Below are 21845 nucleotides of genomic sequence, written 5' to 3'. Positions count from 1 at the left end.
CGGTCGCGCTCGCGGTGGTCGCGACGACCGGGCCGGCCACCGCGGACGGCACGGGCCGCGAGCCCACCGCGGAGAGCCACGAGCCCGGGTTGGAACCGACGCCGGAGCGGGCGCCGACCAGCGAGGTGTCCTGGCTGTCGTTTCCCGGCGGGGTGTTCGCGGTGGACTCGCTCGGGCACACCGTGCGCTACCGCGCCTGCGACGGCGACACCGGCCGGGTCGCTGACCCGAACATGCTCGTCGCCGCCGGGGTGGCCAGCGGCGTGGTCGTCGTCGGCGGCACGGCCTACCGCTACCGGGTGCCGCTGGTCGGGCGCAGCCAGGGCACGCTGGAGGTGATCCAACGGCACCGCCCGCCGACGACGCTGACCGGCGTGGTGGTCACCAGTCCGCAGCCGCCCACCGACCCGGTCGCCGGGGCCCGACTGTTCCCGCTCAGCGGGCAACTCGCCCGGGTGGTCGCCGACGCGAGCCTCAACCCGGCCGGGGCCACCGTCCGCGACCTGTCCGGCCGCTACGGCGACCAGCAGATCGCCGTCAACGGATCGCTGCGCCCCAAGGCGGCCAGCGTCATCAAGCTGTGGATCCTCGTCGAGCTGCTGCGTCGCGTCGACTGTGGACAGGCCTTCCTCGACGACGGGGTGCTGGTCACCCCCCAGGACGTGGTCGGCGGCACCGGTCAACTGCAGTTCGAGACATTCCCGCAGGTGGTCACCCTGCACCGGCTCGCCCAGTACCTGATCAAGTACAGCGACAACGTGGCCGCGAACGTGCTGATCACCTACCTCGGGGGATTCGCCCCGGTCAACGCGCTCATCGACTCGATGAACCAACGGTCCACCATCCTGGCCCGCCGGATGCTCGACAGCGCGGCCGCGCAACGCGGCGAGGAGAACTACACCAGCCCCGACGACGTGGTGTCCCTGCTCGGCGCGGTCTGGAACGCTGAGATCCTCACCCCCGCCTCCCGCGACCTGATGATCCAGTTCATGCGGGAGCAGACCCTGAACACGAAGATCCCGGCGGCGTTGCCGCCCGGCGTGCCGGTGGCCCACAAGACCGGTGACCTGCCCGACGCGTCACACGACGTCGGCTACTACCTGATCCCCGGCACCGAGACCGCCGTCGCGTTCCTCACCGCCGGGCCCATGGCCACCGGTGACGAGACGGTCCGGCGGATGGCCCGCACCGTCTACGACTTCCTGGTCACCCCGGCCGACGGGGCGGTCGAGGAGTGAACCCGAGGTCAGGCGCCAGGAATGTTCGCCGGCGGGTCCTCGCCGACCAGGTCCGCCGCCGGCCGGTCGGCCGACACCGACAGCCCGAAATCCGAGTACGTCAGGTCGAGTTGGGCGGTCTGCGACTGCTCGCTGGCCAACTCGATGCGGTAGCGGACCAGCCGCCCCTGCTCGTCGACGGTGGCAGTGAACGGGACCGCCCCGGCCCGCTCACCGAGCACGCTGCCGAAACCGCTGCCCAGAACCGCGCCGCTCTGCCGCAGGTCCAGCGTGCCCGCGTACTCCCGTTCGGCGGTCTGCCGCACCCCCGCCGGCGCGCCCAGCGTGCTGGCCAGCCGGGTGTTGTCCAGGCCCTGCTTGGCCGCCGGGGCACCCGGTTTGCCGACGTGCCACCAGGTCTTGCCGTCCCAGACCGGGACGCGGCGGTCCGGGGCGGTGACCCGCACGTACACGTCCGGTCCGGTGGTCAACCGTTCGATCTTCACCACGCCGGTGCGCACCTTCAGCGAGGTGGTCTCCACACCACGCTTCGCCGTCGGGTCCCAGAGCAGCACCGTGGCGTCCCCGTCCACGCCGCCGGTGCCGACGGTCAGCTTGTATGGCTGCTCGTCGGCCTTCGCGGCGGCGGCCTTCAGCACACCGACCGGGTCGGTCGGGCTCGCCGACGCCGCCGGGCGACCCGGGTCGGGCTCGTCGGCGGCGGCGACCAGCGCCCACACCCCGGCACCGACCGCCGCCACGAGCACGGCGACGGCGGCGATCAGCTTCGGTTTCGGCACGGTCATCTCCCCCGGGCGGTGCGGTCCGGCCAGAGTAGCCGGACCGCCCGTCGTCACGCCCGGCTGATCGCGTTGGCGTGGATCGCTTCGTGCAGATACGCCGCCAGCCCCGCGGCGATGTTCTCGAAGTACGCGGTGAACCGCTCGTCGGCCATGTACATGTCGGCCAACCCGGTCTGCACCTCGTACGAGCACTCGTAGAACCAGCGACTGATGATCTGCCGGTGCTCCTCGGCCAGGTCCATCGCCTCCGGGCCGTCGGCCGGCGCGCCCGAGGCCATCAGCGCGACGATCCGTCGACCCCAGTCCTCGTTCTCCGCCTTGATCCGCAGCCAGTCCTCCTTGCCGTAACGGGAGGCCCGGCGGTTCGACTCCCGGTACGCGTCGGTGCCTCCCCAACGCTGCTCCGCCTCGGCCTCGTACTGCTCCGGCTTGAAGTCACCGAAGACCTCGAACCGCTCTTCCGGGGTGAGTTGGATGTTCAACTTGCTCGCCTCCATCGCGAACTCGATCGCCGTGACCATCTCCTGCAACCGCTTCATCCGTTCCGTCAGCAGTTCGTGCTGACGACGCAGGTGGGCGGCCGGATCGGCCGCCGGGTCGTCGATGATCGCGGTGATCTCCTCAAGCGGGAAACCCAGCTCCCGGTAGTACAGGACGAGCTGCAACCGTTGCAGGTCCGCGTCGTCGTAGCGGCGGTAACCGGCCGAGGTCCGCCCGCTCGGCGAGAGCAGACCGATCTCGTCGTAGTGATGCAGCGTCCGCACCGTCACGCCGGCGACCTTCGCCACCTGACCCACCGTGTACGCCATGGTTCCCCTCCCTTCCGGGAACCAGGCTCCCGCCTGCCGCTACGTCAGGGTCAAGCCCGATTCTGACCCACCGTGGCGGGGCTGTCCGGGCGCCCGTACAGATAGCCCTGGCCGCGCGGGCAGCCGATGGCGGTGACCGCGTCGTGCTGGCGCTCGGTCTCCACCCCCTCGGCGACCACCGCCAGGTCGAACGCGCCGGCCAGCCGGGTGACCATCTGCACCGTGGCGTACGCCCGGTCGTCGGTGCCCAGCCGGGCCACGAACGACCTGTCGATCTTCAACTCGGTGGCCGGGATGCGGTGCAGGTAGCTCAGCGACGAGTACCCGGTGCCGAAATCGTCGATGGCGATCTTGATGCCCAACTCCCGGAGCTGGTGCAGCCGCTCCAGCACCGCCTCGGTGCCCTCGATCAGCGCCGACTCGGTCAACTCCAGGGTCAACGCCCGCGGTGCCAGGCCGACCGCGCTGGTGGCCGCGGTGACAGTGGCGATCAGGTCGGGCCGACGCAGGTGCGCGGCGGCGATGTTCACCGCGACGGTCGCCTCCGGCACCCGACCCCGCCAGGTCACGGCGGCCCGGCACGCCTCGTGGATCACCCAGCGGTCGATCGGCAGGATCAGCCCGGTCTCCTCGGCCAGCGGCAGGAACTTCGCCGGCGGCAACATCCCCAACCGGGGGTGCCGCCAGCGCACCAGCGCCTCCGCGCTGCGCACCGCGCCGGTGCCCAGGTCGACGATGGGCTGGAACTCCAGGTGCAACTGGTCCTCGTCGACAGCCCGGCGCAGGTCGGCGATCAACTCGGCGCGGGAGACGGCCGACTCGCGCAGCGCCGGCGTGCACGTCCGGTACGCGGACTTCCCGGCCGCCTTCGCCGCGTACATGGCGATGTCGGCGTCGCGCAGCAGGTCGCTGTGGGTGGCGTGCTGCGGGCCGAACTCGGCGATACCGATGCTCGCCGACGGGTGCACCCCGACGTCCTCCTCGTCGTCGGAGGGCCGCAACGCGTCCAGCAGCCGCTCGGCGAGCCGCTCCGGTGACACCGGCCGGTCGCCGTCCAGCAGCACCGCGAACTCGTCACCGCCGAGCCGGGCGATGGTGCCGTCACCGTCCACGGCAGCGCGCATCCGGGCCGCGAGCCCGGTCAGCAGGGCGTCCCCCGTGGCGTGCCCGAACCGGTCGTTGACCTGCTTGAACCCGTCCAGGTCGAGCAGCAGCACGGCCACCGGTCCCCCGTCGCGCAGGGCCCGCCGCAGCCGCCGGTTGAACAACAACCGGTTGGGCAGCCCGGTGAGCTGGTCGCCGTACGCGAGGCGGCGCAGCCGGGCCACCAACCGGAGGTTCTCGTTGGCGGCCAACCCCTGACGGATGGCGAGGGCCGCCAGCAACACCATCATGGTCACGAACACCAGCGGCGGGGTCTGCCCGGTGGGCCGCCGGGCCAGCACCACCGCGACGATCGCCCCACCCACCGGCAGGTACGGCAGCGCCACCCGCCACCACGGCGGCAGCGGCGACTCGGCGGTCTCGTCGGTGCCGTCGCAGTCCGGTGGCGGCGGATTCCGGGTGGCCAGGCCGATCAGCAGGTAGCTCAACGGCCAGCACAGGTCGATCAGGTGACCGGCGGCGTAGTCGGCGTGGGCGACCAGCGACACGTAGCCGACGTCGGCGACGACCCGCAGGGTGAGGCTCGCCGCGATGACTGTCATCGGCCGCCACAACGGCCGGGCCGGGCCGGAGACGGCGACCAGGATGGTGAGCTGCATCAGGTCGAACATCGGGTAGAGCAGCCCCAGCGTGCGCGCCGGGTCGGCCAACTCGGCGGCGGCGACCCCGCGGAAGACCAGCACCCACCCGATCGGCACCAGGGCCAGGGCGACGATCACCCCGTCCAGCAGGGTACGGGCCCGACCGACGGCGCTGCGTGGTGCGGACGGCGAACTGAGCAGCGCGGCCGTGCCGGTGAGGATGCCGGCGGTGAAGACCACCCCGACCACCGGCGTGTGCGGCAGGTCGTCGCCGATCAGCCGCTGCGTCGTCCAGATCGCCCGGCCGGCCGCGGCGAGCGCCATGGTGACGGCGAGCAGCGTCCAGAACCGACGCAGTGGCACCGGATGTCGACGGGCCACCCCGATGCACGCGACCGTCGCCCAGCCCGCGACCACCATCGCGCCAAGATCACTGACCAGTGCTGCGCCGGGCAGCGCGGCGACCAGCCAGCACGCCTCCACCAGGATGACCGCGGCGGCGACGACCACACCGGCGGGGCTGCGTGCCCCCGCAGCCTGCCTTCCGTCCTGTCGGGACACGGTCGCTCCGGCTCTTTCGTCGTACGGGCACCCTCGGCAGCGCCGGTCCACGGCAAACCCCGAAAGCCTAACCAGCGCTCAGAACCGCCGCCAGAGCCGAACGTGCACGCCCGCCCCGAGCCCGGCTCAGGTCAGCGCCCTGCGGATCGGTTCCAGGGTGCGCGGGGCAGCGTGGTGCCGGCCAACGGACGGCGCAGCCGGCGGCGTCTGCGTCGGCCGGGGGTGCAGGGTGGGCGGGCAACGGTGTGCACGGCCACGTCGACCGGGGGCGTTGGTCGGCCGATCAGCCAGCAGAGGAAACGTTCCATCGTCGATCAGCCGACCGGGAGGCGTTCGGCGTCGGACTTGGAGATCTCGTACTCCGCCGCGCAGAACGTGCACTGCTGCGCGTACCGGGTACGGATCGGAATGAGCGGAATGAAGAAGAGGGTGAACTTGGTCGAGCGGCGGGTGATCACCTGTGCGGCCTGGTTGCCGCAGTGGCGGCAGACCTGCTGCACGACGCCGGACCGGTCGACCTTCGTACGCAGACCAAAGATGAAGAACATCGCCCGCCAGTACCCACCCGACCGCGAAAAGTCACCAGCTCCCGCCACCCAAACCAGCTCCGCCGCTTGTCGATCAAGGAGTTGTGGTGCCTGCTTTGGTGGTCACCGGGTGATTTGTCACCCACCACAACTCCTTGATCGACGAGGCGGGACGGGCTGACGAACGCGGCCAGGCCGTCAGTTGGTCGGCGCGGGCTCCAGGCCGGGGATCTCCTCGGCGAGCCAGATCGGCTGCCAGTTCGGCACCTCGTGGAAGCGACGCAACTCGAACAGCCCGGCCACCGACCCGCTCCAGGCCCCGTACGGCGGGTTGGCCTCGTCGAAGCCGCTCTGCACGAAGGTCAGCGTGGTCCGGCCACCGGACTCGGCCAGCTCCCAGTTCGTCACGCCGGTCGGCCCCCAGTCGACGGACATCCGGCGGCCGGGCTCCAGGTCGATGACCTTGGCCGCGTAGCCGGTCTCGAAGCCGCCCATGGCGTACCGGCCGCCGACCCAGGGCTCGATGCCGATCGGGTAGCCGAACCAGGCGCTGGCCTGCTCGGAGTTGGTCAGCGACTCCCACACCTTGTCGGCGGGTGCGGCGATGACCAGCTCGCCGCGCAGGTCGGCGGAGGTGAAGTCGGTGCGGGGCAGCAGCGGCTGGCCGTCCAGGTGGGCGGCGAGGTTGGCGATGGCAAGCGCCCAGAACGTCTGGAGCACGCCTCGGATGCTGGAGCCGCTCATCGCCTCGGCGAAGTCGAAGTGGCTCTGGGTCAGGGTCAGCACGGTGCTGTCGGCGCTCTCGGCGGTCACCTGGAACTCGGTGGTGGTCTCCACCCCGTCGAGCAGCCAGCTGAAGCGCAGCGTGTCGTCGTCGGCGTGCAGCAGCCGCTGGTGCGGGGCGTCGCCCTCGGGCGTGTAGCGACCCCAGAACTCGTACCGCTGGGGCAGGTCGACCTCGGCGTGCTCGGCCAGCCAGAGACGCAGCTCGGCCGGGTCGGTCAGGGCCTGGCGGACCCGCGCGACGGGCGCGGAGAGACGGGCCTGAACCTTCATCGGCTCACTCATTGTCGTTCCCTTTCGGATAGCAGGCGACGGCCAGCTTGAAGGCATCTCCTTCGCTGCCGCCGTAGCGGGTGAACAGGTCTTGCAGTGCGGTTTGCAGGTCGTGCAGGAACTGCTGGCGCTGTTCGGCCGGCACCCGGATCTGGCCGGACACCCCGATCGAGGGCAGCTCGGGCGCGGCCCGGTCCAGGGCGGCGATGTCGGCCTGGACCTCCTCCATCAGGTCGAGCAGGTAGCCCAGGCTCAGCTCGTCGCGGGCCTTGCGCAGCCCGATCCGGCCGACCAGGCGTGGGGACAGCCAGTAGGACCGGGCGGCGGCCTGGTAGATGCCTTCGGTGATGCCCCGGACCTTGCGCTCGTTGACCAGCTCGACCAGACCGGCCGCGACGAGCTGCTTGACGTGGTAGTAGACGCGTTGTGGCGTCTGGTCGAGTCGGGCCGCGACCTCGGTGCAGGTGCGCGGTTCGGCCAGTTGCCGCAGCACCTCGACGCGCTGCGGCTTGAGCAGGACCTCGGCCTGCTCGATCTGCTCCAGGTACAGGATCTCTCTCATGGCAAAATCAGTTTGTACGTACAAAACTTCTTTGTCAATGGCTTCGCGAGAAGCCGCGCCGACTTTCTCGACGCGGCTTCAGGCGGCACTCAGCGGATGATCAGGGCAACCAGTCGGGCCGCAACGGGTAGCCGTTCACCCCGTCCGGGCCGTTGTGGGTGGCCAGCACCTGGTGCAGCTGGATGCCGTTGCGCTCGAACGCCATCCGCGACCCGGCCATGTAGAGCCCCCACACCCGGGCGGTGCCCGCGCCCACCTCCGAGACGCAGAAGTCCCAGTGCTCGACGAGGTTGCGGCACCAGGCGGCCAGCGTCAGCGCGTAGTGCTGGCGCAGGTTCTCCTCGTGGTGCACCTCGAACCCGGCGTCGTGGATCTCACTGACCAGTCGGCCCGGACCGGCCAACTCACCGTCCGGGAAGACGTACCTGTCGATGAACGCGCCGGAGCGGTGCGGCGCCCGGTTGTCCGCCCGCGTGATGCAGTGGTTGAGCAACCGCCCGCCCTGCCGCAGCCGACTGCGCAACGCCCCGAAGTAGGCCGGGTAGTTGCGCACCCCGATGTGCTCGGTCAACCCGATCGACGAGATGGCGTCGAACTGCTCGGCCGGCGCGTCCCGGTAGTCCAGGTGCCGCACCTCGGCCAGCTCGGTCAACCCCTCCCGCTCGATCGCGGCCTGCGCCCACTGCGCCTGCGCCTTCGACAGGGTGACACCCAGCGCCTTGACGCCGTACTCGCGGGCGGCGTGGCGCACCATGCCACCCCAGCCGCAGCCGACATCCAGCAGCCGCATCCCCTTCCTGAGCGCCAACTTGCCGGCGACCAGGTCGTACTTCGCCGCCTGGGCCTGCTCCAACGTGTCGTCTGGAGACCGGAAAACCGCGCAGGTGTACGTCATCGACGGGCCGAGCACCTTCTCGTAGAAGGCGTTGGAGACGTCGTAGTGGTGTGAGATGGCCGTGCTGTCCCGCACCCGCGAGTGCCGCAGCCCGTTCATCACCCGCTTCCAGCGGGGCTGCGCCTCCTGCGGCGGCGCCGGCGGCGGCATCAGCCGTTCCCAGCCCAGCCCACGGACCAGCGCCAACCCCTCGGCCAGCGACGGTGGGCGTAACCGCAACTCGTCCTTGAGCACCCGCAACGCCTCGTACGGGTCACCCGGGTGCACGCCCTGCAACGCCAGGTCACCACTGACGTACGCCCGGGCCATGCCCAGGTCGCCAGGTGCGGTGAGCAGGTACGACAGTCCACGCTCGGAACGGACCTCCAGGGTGATGCCGGCGTCGGACGGGCCGACGGCGCTGCCGTCGTACCCGGTGATCCGCACCGGCAACGGCCCTGCGGTGACCGCGCGGACGACATCCGCGACGGTCGGGCCCGTGTGCCGGCCCCCCGCCGGCGGGGTGGCCGGGGCGCTCGCCGCCCCCTGATCTCTGTCGGTCAGGCTCATGCTCGTGCTACCGCCTTTTCGTACAGTCCCGTCAGCCGGTGGTCCGGGTCGTAGCGGTCTTTCACCGCGCGCCACGTGTCGCCGCCGTACAGGCGATCGAAGGCGTCCCGGTCGTAGTACGCGTCGGAGTAGAGCGACTTGTGCCCGCCCAACTCCGACACCCTGCGTTCGATCGTGCGGTTGACGTCGCCGTCGGCGGCGCCCGGCGCGATCGGCACGCTCCCCCAGAACCCAATGTTGACGTAGTCCTGCCCCGGCCGGAGTGGATACAGCGGCCAGGACCGCGCCGAACCGGGACCGGCCGGCTCACGCAGTCGCAACGGGCACAGCCACACCGGGTTCATCCCCACGCTGCCCGCGAACCAGCGCAGGAAGTCAGCCGTACGGTCCAGCGGGATCTCCACGTCCTGTACCACCCGCTCCCGGGCTGGTTGCCCGCGCAGCCGGTCGATCCGGGCCGCCACCTGGTGGCGGTGCTCCAACCGGACCAGTCGGTGGTAGAAGTCGCTGCGCCGGTAACGCGCCGGCCAGAGCCGGCGCACCACCGGGTGCTGCGCGCCGAACGCCGCCGAGCACCAGAACCAGTCGGTGTCCCAGCGCCACAGATAGTCGTACGCGGTGAGCACGTCGCGGGTGCGCTGGCGCAACGACCGGTAGTAGATCGCCTGACCGGTGTAGTCGCTGGGCGGGTCGGCCGCGTCGGTGAACGTGGCGAACACCAGGTACGCCTCGCCGGGGCTGAACATCACCCCGTCCATGGCGTCGACCGGCTCGCCGGCCCAGGATCGGGTCGCGCTCACCTCCGCGATCGCGTCGGTCAGCGCCTCCAGTTGGGTGAACCGGACGTTGCGCAAGGCCACGTACCGGCCCACCGGTTGCAGTTCGATGCGCAGCCGGGTGGCGTACCCGAGGCTGCCCAGCGAGTTGGGGAACGCGGTGAACAGGTCGGCGTGCTCGCCGTCGGGTCGGGCGGTGACGATCTCGCCGGAGCCGGTGAGCACGTCCAACTCCTGGACCGACTCGTGCGGTAGGCCGTTGCGGAACGAGGTCGACTCGATCCCGAGGCCGGTCACCGCGCCGCCCAGGGTGATGGTGCGCAACTGCGGCACCACCAGCGGCATCAGCCCGTGTGGCAGCGTCGCGTCGACCAGGTCCTCGTAGGTGCACATGCCCTGCACGTCGGCGGTGCGGCCGGCCGGGTCGACCGACAGCACGCCGTGCAGGCCACTCACGTCGAGCCCCGGAGCCCGGGGAGCGGACCGGGGGCGGAACAGGTTGGAGGTGCGTTTGGCGAGCCGGACAGGTTCGCCCGTGGGCACCGCGGCGTACGACCGTCGCAGCGTGTCCACCGCTTGATCATGGTCAATGGGGTGATCCACACGCTCAGCGCGCATGTGATCACCTTACGCTCGCCGTTCGGAAACCGTGGGATGTCGGCGGTGGCAGTTTCCCGTCCGGTGGCAGGCCCGGCGGCTACCGTGGCGGGCATGCCATCGCCAGCGATCGCCGCCCTGGACGCCGCCCAACTCCCGTATCGCCTGGTCAGCCACGGTGCGGTCGGCAGTCTCGCGGAGGCCGCCGCCGCCCAGGGCGTGGCCGTCCCCGACGTGGTCAAAACGATCGTGGTACGCCGCGGTGAAGCCGATCACCTGTTCGTGCTCACCCCCGGCGACCGGGTCATCGCCTGGCCCAAGCTGCGCGCCCTGCTCGGGGTGCACCGGCTCTCCATGCCGGACGCGGCGGGCGCCCTGGCCGCCACCGGCTACGAACGCGGCACCATCACCCCGTTCGGCGCGAGCACGGCCTGGCCGGTGGTCGCCGACGAGCGCCTGCGCGGCCGGGACATCACCTTGGGCGCCGGCGAGCGTGGTCTCGCCATCGCGATCGCCGCCGACGTCGCGATCGCCGCCCTCGACGCCACCGTCGCCGACGTCACCGACCCACAGCCCGCCCGCTGAGCACAGCCCGGTGGGCGGCGCGGAATAGTGTTGGGGCATGCCAAAAGCCGTGTGGAACGACCTGGTCGTCGCCGAGAGCGACGACACCGTGCTGGTGGAGGGCAACCACTACTTCCCTCGCTCCGCCCTGCGTGACGACCTGATCCGCGAGTCCACGACGCACACCGTCTGCCCCTGGAAGGGCACCGCCTCCTACTACTCCCTTGAGCACGAGGGCAGCACCAGCAAGGACGCGGTCTGGTATTACCCGGAGCCCAAACCGGACGCCGAGATGGTGCGTGACCGGGTGGCGTTCTGGAAGGACGTCCGGGTCGTCGACTGACGGCACCGACTGGCCGTGGCCGACGGCGGTGGGTGAGGATGGCCCGTATGCCCGCGCCCGAGGAACGCCCCGACCCCGCCGGCACCGTCTACGGCGGCCGCCGACGGGCCGCGCGTTCCGGCCCGCTCGCCGACCCGCTGCTGCGGGTGGCGCTCGGAGTCGGCCTGGTGGGCGTACTCCTCGGGGTGGTCTTCGCGACCGGGCTGCTCGACGGCGACGACGAGCCGACGGTGCCGGCCCCGGTCGGCGCGCCGGCCAGCGCGGCGGAGGCCACCAGCCCGGCGGCCGAGCCGAGCCCGACCCCATCGGTCGAGCCGTCACCGACGCCCTCGGCGGCACCGACCACCGGCCCCCGGGTGCTACGGGTCGCGTCCGGGCTCTGCCTGGGGCTCGACGGCGACGACAAGGAGGCGGGGGCGGAGTTGGCCGTCTGCACCGGCGGTCCGGAGCAGCAGTGGGTCGTCAACCCGGCCGGCGCGGGCGTGGTGACGCTGACCAACGCCGCCCACGGGCAGTGCCTGGACGTCGAGGGCGGCAGTACCGACGACGGCGCGCGGTTGCTCCAGTTCCCCTGCCACGGTGGGGCCAACCAGCAATGGCGGCTGTCCGCCACCGGAACCGGCCCGGTGCTGGTGGTGGCCGCGCACAGCGGCAGGTGCGCGCAGGCCGACGACGACGGCAACGAGCCCGACGACGAGATCCGCCAGCGCGCCTGCGACGGCCGACCCGCCCAGCAGTGGACCCTGGGCTGACCAGCCAACCCGCTCAGCCCCGGTAGCTCCAGGCCCGGGGCGCGGTCGCGGCGAGCAGCACGGCCTCCGGCACCGCTCGGCCCGGTCGTCGACGCAGCAGCAACGACAGCCCGGCGGCGCCGATCGACAGAGCGCCCGCCACGTACCAGGCCATCGCGTAGTCGCCCAGCCGGTCCCGGACCAGCCCCGCGCCGGTGGCGGCGACCGCCGCGCCGAGTTGGTGCGCGGCGAACACCCAGCCGAACACCACCGCCCCGGCCCCGCCGAAGTACTCCCGGCACAGCGCCACGGTCGGCGGCACGGTGGCCACCCAGTCCAGGCCGTAGAAGACGATGAACACCAGCATGCTCGGCTCAGCGCTGCCGGAGAACAGGCTCGGCAGCACCAGCAGGGACAACCCCCGCAGCGCGTAGTACATGCCGAGCAGCAGCCGGCTGTCCACCCGGTCGGTGAGCCAGCCGGAGGCGATAGTGCCGACGATGTCGAAGAGCCCCACCAGGGCGAGCAACCCGGCCGCGGTGGTCTGGGCCATGCCGTGGTCGTGCGCGGCCGGCACGAAGTGCGTACCGACGAGGCCGTTGGTGGTCGCGCCGCAGATCGCGAACCCTCCGGCCAGCAGCCAGAACGGTCGGGTCCGGGCCGCCGTCGCCAGCGCGCCGAGCGCCCGGGTCGCCGCGCCACCGGTCGCCGGTGGTGCCGCGACGACCTCGGTCGCCCCGTAGGCGGGCAGGCCGAGATCCGCCGGGTGCTCGCGCAGAAGCCACACCACCAGGGGTACGACCGCCAGCGCCGCTGCGGCGACGACGAGCGCCGCCGTCCGCCAGCCGTGATCGCGTACCAGGATGGCGATCAGTGGCAGGAACACGAGTTGCCCGGCCGCCCCGCCAGCGGTCAGCACTCCGGTCACCAGACCCCGTCTGCGGACGAACCAGCGGCCGGTGACGGTGGCCACGAACGCCAGCGCCATCGAGCCGGTGCCCAGCCCGACCAGCACACCCCAGCAGAGCAGGAGCTGCCAGCTGGCGGTCATGAACACCGTCAACCCGCTGCCCGCGGCGACCAGCAGCAGCGCCACCGAGACCACCCGGCGGATGCCGAACCGGTCCATCAGGGCTGCCGCGAACGGCGCGGTGAGCCCGTAGAGCAACAGGTTGACGGAGACGGCCGCGGAGATGGTGGCCAGCGGCCAGCCGAACTCCTCGTGCAGTGGGTGCAGCAGCACCGACGGGGTGGCGCGGAAGCCCGCCGCGCCGACCAGCGCCACGAAGGCGACGGCGGCGACCAGCCAGGCGGGATGCAGACGACGGTTCTTGGTCACGGAGCAAGTCTGGGCCGCGCCGGGCACCGCGACGAGTGGCCGGAAAGCCATCATGCGCAATAATCGGGCCATGACCGCTGGCCCGCACCGAATCGCCGTCCTCGCTCTGCACCAGGTGGTTGGCCTGGACCTCGGCACCCCGTCCCAGGTGTTCAGCACCGCCCGGGCCGCCGACGGGACACCCTTCTACGACGCGCGGGTGTGCACCCCGGGCGGGCAGCCGGTGCGCAGCACCGCCGGCTTCCAGGTGGTCCCCGACCACGGCCTGGAACTGCTCGACACCGCCGACACGGTGATCGTCCCCGGCATCCACGACGGCGCCGTGCTGACGTCGGGCACCATCTCGCCGGAGGTGACCGGGGCGCTGCGCGCGGCGTACGAGCGGGGGGCCCGGATCATGTCGATCTGCACGGGGGCGTTCGTGCTCGCCGCCGCCGGGCTCCTCGACGGGCGGCGGGCGACCACCCACTGGGCGTACGCCGAGCGCTTCCGCCACCTGCACGGCCGGGTGGACCTCGACCCGGGCGTGCTCTTCATCGCCGACGACCGGGTGCTCACCTCGGCCGGGGTCGCCGCCGGCATCGACCTCTGCCTGCACGTCATCCGCCTCGACCACGGCAGCGAGGTGGCCAACCGGGCGGCCCGCCGCTGCGTGATGCCACCGTGGCGCGACGGCGGCCAGGCGCAGTACATCGAACAGCCGGTGCCGAAGGCGACCGACTCCAGCACGGCGGGCGCCCGGGAGTGGGCGCGGCAGCGGCTGCACGAGCCGATCGCGCTGCGCGACCTGGCCGAGCAGGCCCGGATGAGTGTGCGCACCTTCACCCGGCGCTTCCGGTCGGAGACCGGTCTGAGCCCGGCCCAGTGGCTGCTGCAACAGCGCACCGACCACGCGCGGCTGCTGCTGGAGACAACCGACCTCACCGTCGACCAGATCGCCCACCGCTCGGGTTTCGGCACCACCGCCGCCCTACGCCAGCAACTGCACCAGCGCATCGGGGTGGCCCCCTCCACCTACCGCCGCACCTTCCACCCCCGCCCCGAGTTGGTCGACACCTGAGTCGGTCGGCCACGCCACCCGGCCCAGCACGCACGCCGGTGAAACGCGCCCGCCCGGGCCGGCAACTCCGGAGAGCGTGATGTCTGTGCGACATCCTGATGCCTCACAGACATCAGGCTCAGCAGACCGGCCTGCCCCTGCCCGCGCCAAGCCCGGGCGCTGCCGCCCCGCGCCGGCGATGCGTCTCAGGCGCGGAGGAGTCGGAGTTGGGCCTGGTGTTTGGGGAGGTGGACCCGGGTGTGCAGGTCCAGGGTCCGGGACCAGGGCAGCGGCTCGTCGACGATGAGGTCGAAGCCCTCGCGAAGGTGCGTCTCGACCGGAGTCTCCGCAGCCAGCCCGAGCTGGTCGACCAGCCCGCACAGCCGATCACTGGTGCCGTGCAGCAGCGCCGTCAGTCCACGCAGACCACCCTGCTCGGCGGCGAGCGCGTCGAGCTGCGGACGGTGCATGTCCTCTTCCAACTCGTAGTACGCGAACGGCGACCCGGCCAGCAGCGCCTCGGTGGCCTGGATCATCAGCTCGTCGTTGGCGACCAGATGCGCGACGATCTGCTCGGCGCTGAGCTGTCCCTGCGGAGCCGGACCAAACCCCCCAATGTCGATCTCACCAAACACCCCGTCATAGGCACGCCGCAACCCGCCACTCTCCACCACAACCCTACCCCACCGCCCCACCCCGTCGATCATGGAGTTGTGGTGCCCGGTTCACCCGGACGGGCAGCATTTGTCACCCACCACAACTGCATGATCGACGGGGTGGGGCGGCATGGAGGGCGGCTAGGAGGTTGGCTAGCGGCGAGACTGGCGGGAGCGAAGGTAGTCGCTGACCACGTACTCGCCCAGGTCGTCGGTGTCGGGGGTGAACATGCGGCCCCGGCTGCGGCGGGCCACCGCGTCGACGAAGCGGCGCAGACCCGGGTCGTCGCCGAGCATGAACAGGTTGAGCGTGGCGCCGTAGCGGCTCAGCCGGTCCACCTCGCGGACCGTCGCCTCGATCGTCTCCGGCAGCGGCGGCCAGTGGAACAGCGCCTCCCCGTCGTCCGGGTCCAGGTGGGCGGTCGGCTCGCCGTCGGTGACCACCAGCACGACCGGCTCGGCGTCCGGATGCCGGCGCAGGTGCCGGCCCGCCAACCGCAGCGCGTGCTGCAGGTTGGTGCCCTGTTCCATGTCCGGCTCCACGGCCGCCAACTCCTGCTGGGTGAGCGTCATCGCCTCCCGGCCGAAGCCCACGATCTGCAGGGCGTCCTGCGGGAAGCGCGTCTCCATCAGGTGTGCCAGCGCCAGCGCCGTCTGCTTCATCGGCCCCCAACGACCCTGCGAGATCATCGAGTACGACAGGTCGACGCAGAGCACCACCGCGGCCGAGGCCCGTTTCTCGGTCTCCACCACCTCGAAGTCGTCCACCGCGAGCTGCACCGGAACCGTCGGCCCGGCCCGACTGACCGCCCGGGTCAGCGTCCGGACCACGTCCAACGGTTGCTCATCGCCGTACTGCCAGGGTCTGGACGCGCCGCTGACCTCGCCCGCCGCACCGGCCGAACGCAGGTCGTGCTGGCCGCGCGGCCCGGCGGTCAGCTCGGCGAAGACCCGCCGCAGCGCCGTCCCACCGAGCCGGCGCAGCGCCTTCGGGCTCAGCGTGAGCCCCTCCGCGTCCCGGCTCACCCAGCCCTGGCGGCGCAGCTCCCGCTCCAGATCGCGCAGCCGGCGAACGTCGTCGGCCGCGTCCCGGCCCAGCGTGCGGGCCACCGCGTCGACGTCCACGTCGTCGAGGGTCGCCCCCGGGTGGTCCTGGTCGAGCTGGTCCAGCAGGTCGTCCAGTTCGCCGATCTCGCCCAACGCGCCCGCCGCGTCGGCGTAGTCGAGCGGCCGGTCGCCTCGGACCCGCTCGCCCCGCCCCCAGCGCAGATCGGGTCGCAGCGTCCGCAGGTTCGCGTCGAGCGCGGACAGCTCGCCCGCGAGGCGGTCGCCGAGCGACTGCTGCATGAGGCCGGCCAGCTCGGCGCGCTGCCGCTCGGAGAGCGAGTTCATCAGCCGCTCCCCGGCCGCGGCCCGGCGGGCCAGCACGTCGATCAACTCGTCGACGGTCGCCGGCTTCTCCGGGAAGAAGTCACCGTGCCGGCGCATGAACTCGGCGAACGCGTCGGTGGTGTCCTCCGCGCGACCGTGCCGGGCGAGCAGGTCGTTCAGGTCGGCCATCATCTCGGCGAGCCGCTGCTGGGCGGCCGGGTCGGCGGAGGCGCGTACCGCGTCGCGCAGCCCGGCGAAGCGTTGACCGAGCACGTCGTCGCGGAGTTGGTCGAGAATCTGCTGGTACGAACGGCGGGCGTCGTCGCTGGCCCACTGGTAGCCGGACAGCTCCTCCACCGCCCGCGCGGTCGAGCGGGGCAGATTGTCCAACACCGTCTCGGCGAACCGCGCGGCGTCGTCGTCGCGGCCCCGCAGCTCGTCCCGCTCGGCGGCGAGGGCCTGGTCGAGCAACGCCTGGGCCCGGGTCACCGCGCCGTCCAGGTCGCCCCTGCGCAGCGCCTCCCGGCGCAGCCGCCGAGCCCGGGCGGCCAGGTCGTCCAGCCCACCGCGCCCCTGCGGGCCACGGCGCAACAGGTCGCGCAGCGCCTCCCGCAGGCTGCCGCCGGCCAGCACCTCGGCACCGACCGCGTCAACGGCCTCGCGCACGTCGTACGGGGGTGCGAGCGGGTCGGGCCCGCCGGTCCACTGCCCGTACCGGAACCGGTTGCCGGCCACGGTCAGCCCCGGCCGCCGTAGACGGTGCGCCCCGAGTCGGCGACGTCCTTGCCGAGCCGGCGGGTCAGGTGCAACCCCTCCAGCACGAACTCGACGGCGGCGGCGGCCTCCTCCGAGGTGGGCGAGTCGCCCAGGCCGAGCCGGTCCAGGACCTTCGCCAACCCGGGCACGGTGCCGACCTGGCGCAGCAGCTCAGCGGCGCTGACCAACTCGCCGGTCTCGATCGCGGCACCGTCGGAGACCAGGGCGGTGAACCCGGACAGGTCCAGCCCGGCGAGGTGCGCCCGGAACGTCTCGGCGGTCGCGGTACGCAGCAGATGCGCGAGGACCTCGGTCTCCCGGCCCTCCTCGCCGCTCTCGAACTCGACCTTGCCGCGCAGGGTGCTGGTCACAGACACCGCGTCACCGACGCGGGCGACGGCGGCCTCGGGGCGCCCCTGCGGGGTACCGGCGGCGAGCAGACCGGCGCGGCGCAGCGCGGCACCGGCGACCGTCTCGGCGGCGGCGATGGCGAATCGGGCGGAGACACCGGAGCGCGGGTCCACCGACGGCGACTCGCGGACGGCACGGGCGAACCGGGCCAGGACCTCCAGGACGTGCTCCGGCACCTCGGCGACCAGGTCGGCCTCCTGCCGGATCAGCGCCAGCTCCAACTCCAGGTCGACCGGGTAGTGGGTGCGGATCTCCGCGCCGAACCGGTCCTTGAGCGGGGTGATGATCCGGCCCCGGTTGGTGTAGTCCTCCGGGTTGGCGCTGGCCACCAGGAGCAGGTCCAGGGGCAGCCGCAGCTGGTAGCCGCGAACCTGGATGTCCCGCTCCTCCAACACGTTGAGCAACGCCACCTGGATGCGCTCGGCCAGGTCGGGCAGTTCGTTGACGGCGAAGATGCCCCGGTTGGTGCGCGGCACGAACCCGAAGTGGATGGTTTCCGGGTCGCCGAGGGTACGACCCTGGGCGATGCGGATCGGGTCGACGTCACCGATCAGGTCGCCGACGCTGGTGTCCGGGGTGGCCAACTTCTCGCCGTACCGCATCGAGCGGTGCAGCCAGCCGATCGGCAGATCGTCGCCGGCCTCGGCGACCTGGGCGCGGGACGCCGGGGTGAGCGGGTGCATCGGGTGCTCGTTGAGCACCGAGCCGGGCAGGACCGGGGTCCACTCGTCGAGCAGCGCGCCCAGCGAGCGGATCAGCCGGGTCTTGCCCTGGCCGCGCTCGCCGAGCAGCACCAGGTCGTGCCCGGCGAGCAGGGCCCGCTCGACCTCGGGCAGCACCGTGTCGTCGTAGCCGACGATGCCGGGGAAACGGGTCTCGCCGGAGCGCATCCGGGCGAGGAGGTTGTCGCGGAGTTCCTGCTTGACGGTGCGGTACTGGTGACCGGCCGCCCGAAGCGCGCCGAGCGTGCCGGGCAGGTCGGCCGGTGGAACCGGGATTACCGGGGTAGGCGCAGTCACCCGACCCACGCTAGCTCACATTTTGCGCGGCAACCCGGGGCTAAGCTGGGCCGGACGGGGTGACGAAACCGGACTCGTAGGCGGCGATGACCGCCTGCGTACGGTCGCGGACGCCCAGCTTGGCCAGCACGTTGCCGACGTGCGTCTTGACCGTCTCGACCCCGACCACCAGGTGCGCGGCGATCTCCGGGTTGGACCGGCCGGTGGTCATCAACCGCAGCACCTCGGCTTCCCGTTCGGTGAGCCGGGCGGCGCTCAACCGGTCCCCGCCCGCCGGCCCGTACGCCCCGACGAGCTGGCGGATCGCGGCCGGGAAGAGCAGCGACTCGCCGGCCGCGACCACCCGGACCGCCTCCACCACCTCGGCGGGCCGGGCCCGTTTGAGCAGGAAACCCGAGGCGCCGGCGCGCAGCGCCTCGTAGACGTACTCGTCGTTGGCGAACGTGGTGACCACCAGCACCCGGGGCGGGTCGGCGGAGGTGGCCAGCAGGTGCCGGGTGGCCTGGATGCCGTCGATGCCGGGCATCCGCACGTCCATCAGCACCACGTCGGGCCGGTGCCGGGCGACCAGCGGTGGCACCTCGGCCCCGTCGGCGGCTTCGGCGAGCACGCGCAGGTCGGGTTGGGCGTCGATGATGGCCCGCAGCCCGACCCGGATCAGTTCGTCGTCGTCGACGATGAGCACGCCGGTGGTCATCGGGTCTCCTGGTAGGGCAGGCGGGCCCGGATCAGCCACCGGTCGCCGTCCGGACCGACGGTGAGCCGGCCGCCGAGCAGCAGCACCCGCTCCCGCATGCCGTCCAGACCTCGACCGCCCCGCCCCGGCCCGGCCCGGTCGGGGTGGCGCACCGCGTTGACCAACTCCAGCTCCAGCGCGTCCGGGTGCAGGTCCAGGCGTACCGTCACGGGTCCGTGGCCGTGCCGGGCGGCGTTCGTCAGTCCCTCCTGAACGATCCGGTAACCCTCCCGGGAGACGGCCGCGGGCACCCGCGTCGGGTCGCCGGCGCGGTGAGCGTGCACCGCCAGGCCGGTCGCGCGGGCGTCGGTGACCAACCGGTCCAGGTCGGCGAGGGTACGCTGCGGCGCCACCACCGGCCGGTCGCGTCTGTTCTCCCGGAGCAGCCCGAGCACGTGGTCGAGGTCGTCCATGGCGGTCCGCCCGACGTCCTCGATGGCGGTGAGCGCCCGCCGGACGAACTCCGGGTCGGTGTCGAGGACCTCGCGGGCGGCCCCGGCCTGGAGGGTGGCCACGGTCAGCGCGTGACCGACCGAGTCGTGCAGCTCCCGGGCCAGCCGGTTGCGTTCGGCGAGCCGGGTGGCCTGCGCTTCGAGGGCGGCGATCCGCTCCGCCGGGGCCGGGCCGAGCAGCACGGGCGCCATGGATCCGGCGAGCGCGCCGAGCCCGGCGACGGCGTAGCCGAGACCGACCAGCAGGAGCACCCCGGTCAGGGCCAACCAGCCGCTGTCCTGTCCGTCCAGCGGCCCGAGCCCTCCCCGGCTGGTCACCTCGACGCCGATGCCGAACTGCTGGGCGATGAACGCCAGCGCCATCGGCAGGGCGCTGATCAGCGCGATCATCACCAGCGCGCCGACGATGAGGTGGGTGGCGATCCAGAGCGCGCTGCGCAGCCGGGTCTCCCGGTCGCCGTGGTGCCCGGGCGCGGGTTCGGGCAGGTCGACACCGAGCAGAGCCCGGACGGCGGCGATCTCCAACACCCGGCTGCCGTCGAGCAGCAACGGGACCACGGCGATCAGCACCGCGATGACCAGCAGGATGTAGACCAGCGGGCGCGGGATCGCCGAGTCGGCGAGCATCTGGGCGAAGATCACCGCGAGGATCCCGTACGGCAGCGCCAGCACGCCGCCGAGCAGCAGGAACACGCCGCGTCGCCAGGTGGTGCCGGCGACCAGCGGGGCCAGCGCCGCGCGGAGGGTCACCCCGCCATTCTGCGGTCGGGGCCGGCCCCGGCGACTCCCCCGTGCCGGGGAGATGTCAGCGGTGGTCGGCGACGTACTGCTGCGGGTCCTTGTCGCGGAACGGAAGGTTGCGGCCGTTCTTGTGCTCGCCGTAGAAGGTCAGCCAGCGTCGGCCCAGTTCGGCGCGGAGGTCGGTGCTGGCGTGCCGGCGGAAGTCGGGCAGCGCCTCGTCCTCCTCCTCGGCCAGGTGCTCGCTGTTCTCCCGGCGGGCCGTGCCGACCGCCGCCCACCACTGATCCGAGCCGACCGGGTGCAGTTTCGCCTCGGCGATGGCGTCGCGGATCTTGTTGTGGTCGCCGATCGCGTCGGCGGTCTCGTCCTCGCCGTCGTCGCCGTGTTTGACCAGGTGCGGGTAGAGGATCGCCTCCTCGGCCTCGGCGTGGATGTCCAGGTGCAGGGCGAGGGCGTCCCAGATGGCGAGCATCTCCTGCTCGTCGCGGGCGTCGTCGAGGCGGGCGAAGCCGCGCCGGAAGGCGGCGTGGTCGTCCAGGATCAGTGCGGTGATGTCGTCCACTGTGCTCACTTTCCGGTTGGGTTGCCGAACCGGGCGCGCAGCATCGCGGGCATCGCGGCGAGTCCGGTGATCGGGCGGAAGCGTTTCGCGGCCTCGGCCAGCGCCGCGTACTCGTCGTCGGCGAGGTCGATGTCGGCCGCGGCGGCGTTGCGTTCCATCTGCTCGACCCCGGACGCCCCGGGGATGGCGAGCACGTTCGGGTGGCGCAGCAGGTAGGCCAGGGCGATCTGGCTGGGAGTGGCGTCGTGGGCGTCGGCGACCTGGCGCAGGGTGTCGATCAGCGGGGCGCCACGTTCGAGGTTCTCCGGCAGGAAGTGCGGGTTGGCGCGCCGGACCGCGCCGGTCGGCGGGTTCGCGGCGTCGTAGCGGCCGGAGAGGAAGCCCTGCGCGAGCGGGCTGTACGCGATGACCACCCGGCCGGCCTGCCGCGCGTACGGCAGCAGGTCCCGTTCGGGTGCGCGGTCCAGCAGGCTGTAGCGCACCTGGTTGCTGAGCACCCGCCGGCCGAGCGCCGCTTCGGCGACCTGCCAGCGGCGCAGCCCGTAGTTGCTCACGCCCACCTCGTCGACCAGCCCGACGTCCTGCAGGGTCCGCATGCCACGCATGGTGCTGTGGTCGGCGACCAGCGGGTTGGGCTGGTGCACCTGGTAGAGGTCGAGGCGGGTGACGCCGAGCCGGGCCGCCGAGGCGACCGCCCGTTGCTGCACCACCGCGGCCACCGGCAGCACGGGCAGGATCTTGCTGGCGACCACCACTTTCGGCCGGTCGTCGCCGAGGGCCGCGCCGAGGATGCGTTCGCTGCGCCCGAAGCCGTAGACCTCCGCGCTGTCGAAGACCGTCACGCCCAGCTCGACGGCCCGCCGGACGATCTGCGCCGCCTGCCGCTCGAAGTCCGGGCCGTACCCCCATTCCCGGGAACCGAACTGCCAGGTGCCCAACCCGATCTTGGACAGCGGTTTGGGGGTGTCGAGCGCAATGAACCGCATGGCGTCGAAACTACCCCGATGTCCCGGTTCGCACGCCCGATC

21 protein-coding genes are annotated in these 21845 nt (G+C 72.3%); 5 read left to right on the top strand and 16 right to left on the bottom strand.

The window, feature by feature from the left end:
• The first annotated feature begins 14 nt into the window (after nucleotides 1-14).
• On the top strand, nucleotides 15-1238 hold the full coding sequence (locus tag EV382_RS30585; RefSeq protein ID WP_130407600.1) for a serine hydrolase: 1224 nt from the start codon (nucleotides 15-17) through the stop codon (nucleotides 1236-1238).
• An 8-nt stretch (nucleotides 1239-1246) separates the two neighbouring features.
• Here EV382_RS30585 and EV382_RS30580 read toward each other — a convergent pair whose 3' ends face one another.
• From EV382_RS30580 to EV382_RS30545, 8 genes are all read right to left on the bottom strand, one after another.
• The gene (locus EV382_RS30580; protein ID WP_130407598.1) at nucleotides 1247-2017 is read right to left on the bottom strand and encodes a hypothetical protein; all 771 of its coding nucleotides are present in this window, start codon (nucleotides 2015-2017) and stop codon (nucleotides 1247-1249) included.
• A gap of 53 nt (nucleotides 2018-2070) precedes the next feature.
• Entirely contained in the window at nucleotides 2071-2829 is a 759-nt protein-coding gene (locus EV382_RS30575) for a MerR family transcriptional regulator (RefSeq protein ID WP_130407596.1), read from the bottom strand.
• A gap of 50 nt (nucleotides 2830-2879) precedes the next feature.
• Nucleotides 2880-5135: a putative bifunctional diguanylate cyclase/phosphodiesterase gene (locus tag EV382_RS30570; protein WP_244236863.1), complete on the bottom strand. Its 2256-nt coding sequence runs from the start codon at nucleotides 5133-5135 to the stop codon at nucleotides 2880-2882.
• A 314-nt stretch (nucleotides 5136-5449) separates the two neighbouring features.
• Nucleotides 5450-5683, bottom strand: coding sequence for a zinc-ribbon domain-containing protein (locus tag EV382_RS30565; protein WP_030490878.1), 234 nt, complete (start codon nucleotides 5681-5683; stop codon nucleotides 5450-5452).
• Between the two features lie 177 nt (nucleotides 5684-5860).
• Nucleotides 5861-6730, bottom strand: coding sequence for an SRPBCC family protein (locus EV382_RS30560; protein WP_130407594.1), 870 nt, complete (start codon nucleotides 6728-6730; stop codon nucleotides 5861-5863).
• A complete protein-coding gene (locus EV382_RS30555; protein ID WP_130407592.1) occupies nucleotides 6723-7280 on the bottom strand; it encodes a winged helix-turn-helix domain-containing protein in 558 nt (185 codons plus the stop codon). The genes EV382_RS30560 and EV382_RS30555 overlap by 8 nt, the downstream gene beginning before the upstream one ends.
• A 100-nt stretch (nucleotides 7281-7380) precedes the next feature.
• Entirely contained in the window at nucleotides 7381-8724 is a 1344-nt protein-coding gene (locus EV382_RS30550; RefSeq protein WP_130407590.1) for a class I SAM-dependent methyltransferase, read from the bottom strand.
• Nucleotides 8721-10118, bottom strand: a complete 1398-nt coding sequence (locus EV382_RS30545) for an FAD-binding oxidoreductase (protein ID WP_130407588.1) — start codon at nucleotides 10116-10118, stop codon at nucleotides 8721-8723. Before EV382_RS30545 ends, EV382_RS30550 begins: the two co-directional genes overlap by 4 nt.
• Nucleotides 10119-10211: 93 nt before the next feature.
• On the opposite strand from EV382_RS30545, the gene EV382_RS30540 reads away from it, so the two are divergent.
• From EV382_RS30540 to EV382_RS30530, 3 genes are read left to right on the top strand one after another with little or no spacing between them, the layout of a single operon-like run.
• Nucleotides 10212-10682 (top strand): aminoacyl-tRNA deacylase, encoded by a 471-nt coding sequence (locus EV382_RS30540; protein ID WP_208758518.1) that lies wholly within the window; start codon nucleotides 10212-10214, stop codon nucleotides 10680-10682.
• Between the two features lie 37 nt (nucleotides 10683-10719).
• Nucleotides 10720-11004 carry a DUF427 domain-containing protein gene (locus EV382_RS30535; protein ID WP_130407584.1) on the top strand — a complete coding sequence of 95 codons (285 nt, stop codon included), beginning with the start codon at nucleotides 10720-10722 and terminating at the stop codon, nucleotides 11002-11004.
• Between the two features lie 47 nt (nucleotides 11005-11051).
• Nucleotides 11052-11756 carry an RICIN domain-containing protein gene (locus EV382_RS30530; protein WP_130407582.1) on the top strand — a complete coding sequence of 235 codons (705 nt, stop codon included), beginning with the start codon at nucleotides 11052-11054 and terminating at the stop codon, nucleotides 11754-11756.
• A 13-nt stretch (nucleotides 11757-11769) separates the two neighbouring features.
• On the opposite strand, the gene EV382_RS30525 is transcribed toward EV382_RS30530, so the two are convergent.
• Complete coding sequence (locus EV382_RS30525) at nucleotides 11770-13125, bottom strand: MFS transporter (protein WP_425271960.1); 1356 nt, start codon at nucleotides 13123-13125, stop codon at nucleotides 11770-11772.
• A gap of 19 nt (nucleotides 13126-13144) precedes the next feature.
• Here EV382_RS30525 and EV382_RS30520 point away from each other — a divergent pair, with 19 nt between their 5' ends.
• Nucleotides 13145-14134 (top strand): GlxA family transcriptional regulator, encoded by a 990-nt coding sequence (locus EV382_RS30520; RefSeq protein ID WP_425271959.1) that lies wholly within the window; start codon nucleotides 13145-13147, stop codon nucleotides 14132-14134.
• A gap of 185 nt (nucleotides 14135-14319) precedes the next feature.
• Here the strand turns inward: EV382_RS30520 and EV382_RS30515 are convergent, their stop codons facing one another.
• The 7 genes from EV382_RS30515 to EV382_RS30485 form a co-directional block, all read right to left on the bottom strand.
• On the bottom strand, nucleotides 14320-14820 hold the full coding sequence (locus tag EV382_RS30515) for a hypothetical protein (protein WP_425271958.1): 501 nt from the start codon (nucleotides 14818-14820) through the stop codon (nucleotides 14320-14322).
• Between the two features lie 102 nt (nucleotides 14821-14922).
• Entirely contained in the window at nucleotides 14923-16875 is a 1953-nt protein-coding gene (locus EV382_RS30510) for a VWA domain-containing protein (protein WP_130407580.1), read from the bottom strand.
• Nucleotides 16876-16877: 2 nt separating this feature from the next.
• Nucleotides 16878-18335, bottom strand: coding sequence for a MoxR family ATPase (locus EV382_RS30505; protein ID WP_130407578.1), 1458 nt, complete (start codon nucleotides 18333-18335; stop codon nucleotides 16878-16880).
• 31 nt (nucleotides 18336-18366) lie between these two features.
• Nucleotides 18367-19023, bottom strand: coding sequence for a response regulator transcription factor (locus EV382_RS30500; RefSeq protein WP_130407576.1), 657 nt, complete (start codon nucleotides 19021-19023; stop codon nucleotides 18367-18369).
• Nucleotides 19020-20264, bottom strand: coding sequence for a sensor histidine kinase (locus EV382_RS30495; RefSeq protein ID WP_130407574.1), 1245 nt, complete (start codon nucleotides 20262-20264; stop codon nucleotides 19020-19022). The genes EV382_RS30500 and EV382_RS30495 overlap by 4 nt, the downstream gene beginning before the upstream one ends.
• Before the next feature lie 55 nt (nucleotides 20265-20319).
• Nucleotides 20320-20817 (bottom strand): hemerythrin domain-containing protein, encoded by a 498-nt coding sequence (locus EV382_RS30490; protein ID WP_165435887.1) that lies wholly within the window; start codon nucleotides 20815-20817, stop codon nucleotides 20320-20322.
• A gap of 5 nt (nucleotides 20818-20822) precedes the next feature.
• A complete protein-coding gene (locus EV382_RS30485) occupies nucleotides 20823-21803 on the bottom strand; it encodes an aldo/keto reductase (RefSeq protein WP_130407570.1) in 981 nt (326 codons plus the stop codon).
• Nucleotides 21804-21845 lie beyond the last annotated feature (42 nt).

It is taken from the genome of Micromonospora violae, assembly GCF_004217135.1.
Taxonomy (GTDB): Bacteria; Actinomycetota; Actinomycetes; order Mycobacteriales; family Micromonosporaceae; genus Micromonospora; species Micromonospora violae.
This window is presented reverse-complemented; position numbering and strand designations above follow the sequence as displayed.

Bases quoted from the DNA above. Each gene is read 5' to 3' on its own strand.
- EV382_RS30575 (WP_130407596.1), bottom strand. From the start codon at position 2,829: ATGGCGTACACGGTGGGTCAGGTGGCGAAGGTCGCCGGCGTGACGGTG.
- EV382_RS30520 (WP_425271959.1), top strand. From the start codon at position 13,145: ATGACCGCTGGCCCGCACCGAATCGCCGTCCTCGCTCTGCACCAGGTG.
- EV382_RS30560 (WP_130407594.1), bottom strand. From the start codon at position 6,730: ATGAGTGAGCCGATGAAGGTTCAGGCCCGTCTCTCCGCGCCCGTCGCG.
- EV382_RS30540 (WP_208758518.1), top strand. From the start codon at position 10,212: ATGCCATCGCCAGCGATCGCCGCCCTGGACGCCGCCCAACTCCCGTAT.
- EV382_RS30545 (WP_130407588.1), bottom strand. From the start codon at position 10,118: ATGCGCGCTGAGCGTGTGGATCACCCCATTGACCATGATCAAGCGGTG.
- EV382_RS30565 (WP_030490878.1), bottom strand. From the start codon at position 5,683: ATGTTCTTCATCTTTGGTCTGCGTACGAAGGTCGACCGGTCCGGCGTC.
- EV382_RS30530 (WP_130407582.1), top strand. From the start codon at position 11,052: ATGCCCGCGCCCGAGGAACGCCCCGACCCCGCCGGCACCGTCTACGGC.
- EV382_RS30550 (WP_130407590.1), bottom strand. From the start codon at position 8,724: ATGAGCCTGACCGACAGAGATCAGGGGGCGGCGAGCGCCCCGGCCACC.
- EV382_RS30485 (WP_130407570.1), bottom strand. From the start codon at position 21,803: ATGCGGTTCATTGCGCTCGACACCCCCAAACCGCTGTCCAAGATCGGG.
- EV382_RS30535 (WP_130407584.1), top strand. From the start codon at position 10,720: ATGCCAAAAGCCGTGTGGAACGACCTGGTCGTCGCCGAGAGCGACGAC.
- EV382_RS30555 (WP_130407592.1), bottom strand. From the start codon at position 7,280: ATGAGAGAGATCCTGTACCTGGAGCAGATCGAGCAGGCCGAGGTCCTG.
- EV382_RS30525 (WP_425271960.1), bottom strand. From the start codon at position 13,125: ATGGCTTTCCGGCCACTCGTCGCGGTGCCCGGCGCGGCCCAGACTTGC.
- EV382_RS30515 (WP_425271958.1), bottom strand. From the start codon at position 14,820: ATGATCGACGGGGTGGGGCGGTGGGGTAGGGTTGTGGTGGAGAGTGGC.
- EV382_RS30500 (WP_130407576.1), bottom strand. From the start codon at position 19,023: ATGACCACCGGCGTGCTCATCGTCGACGACGACGAACTGATCCGGGTC.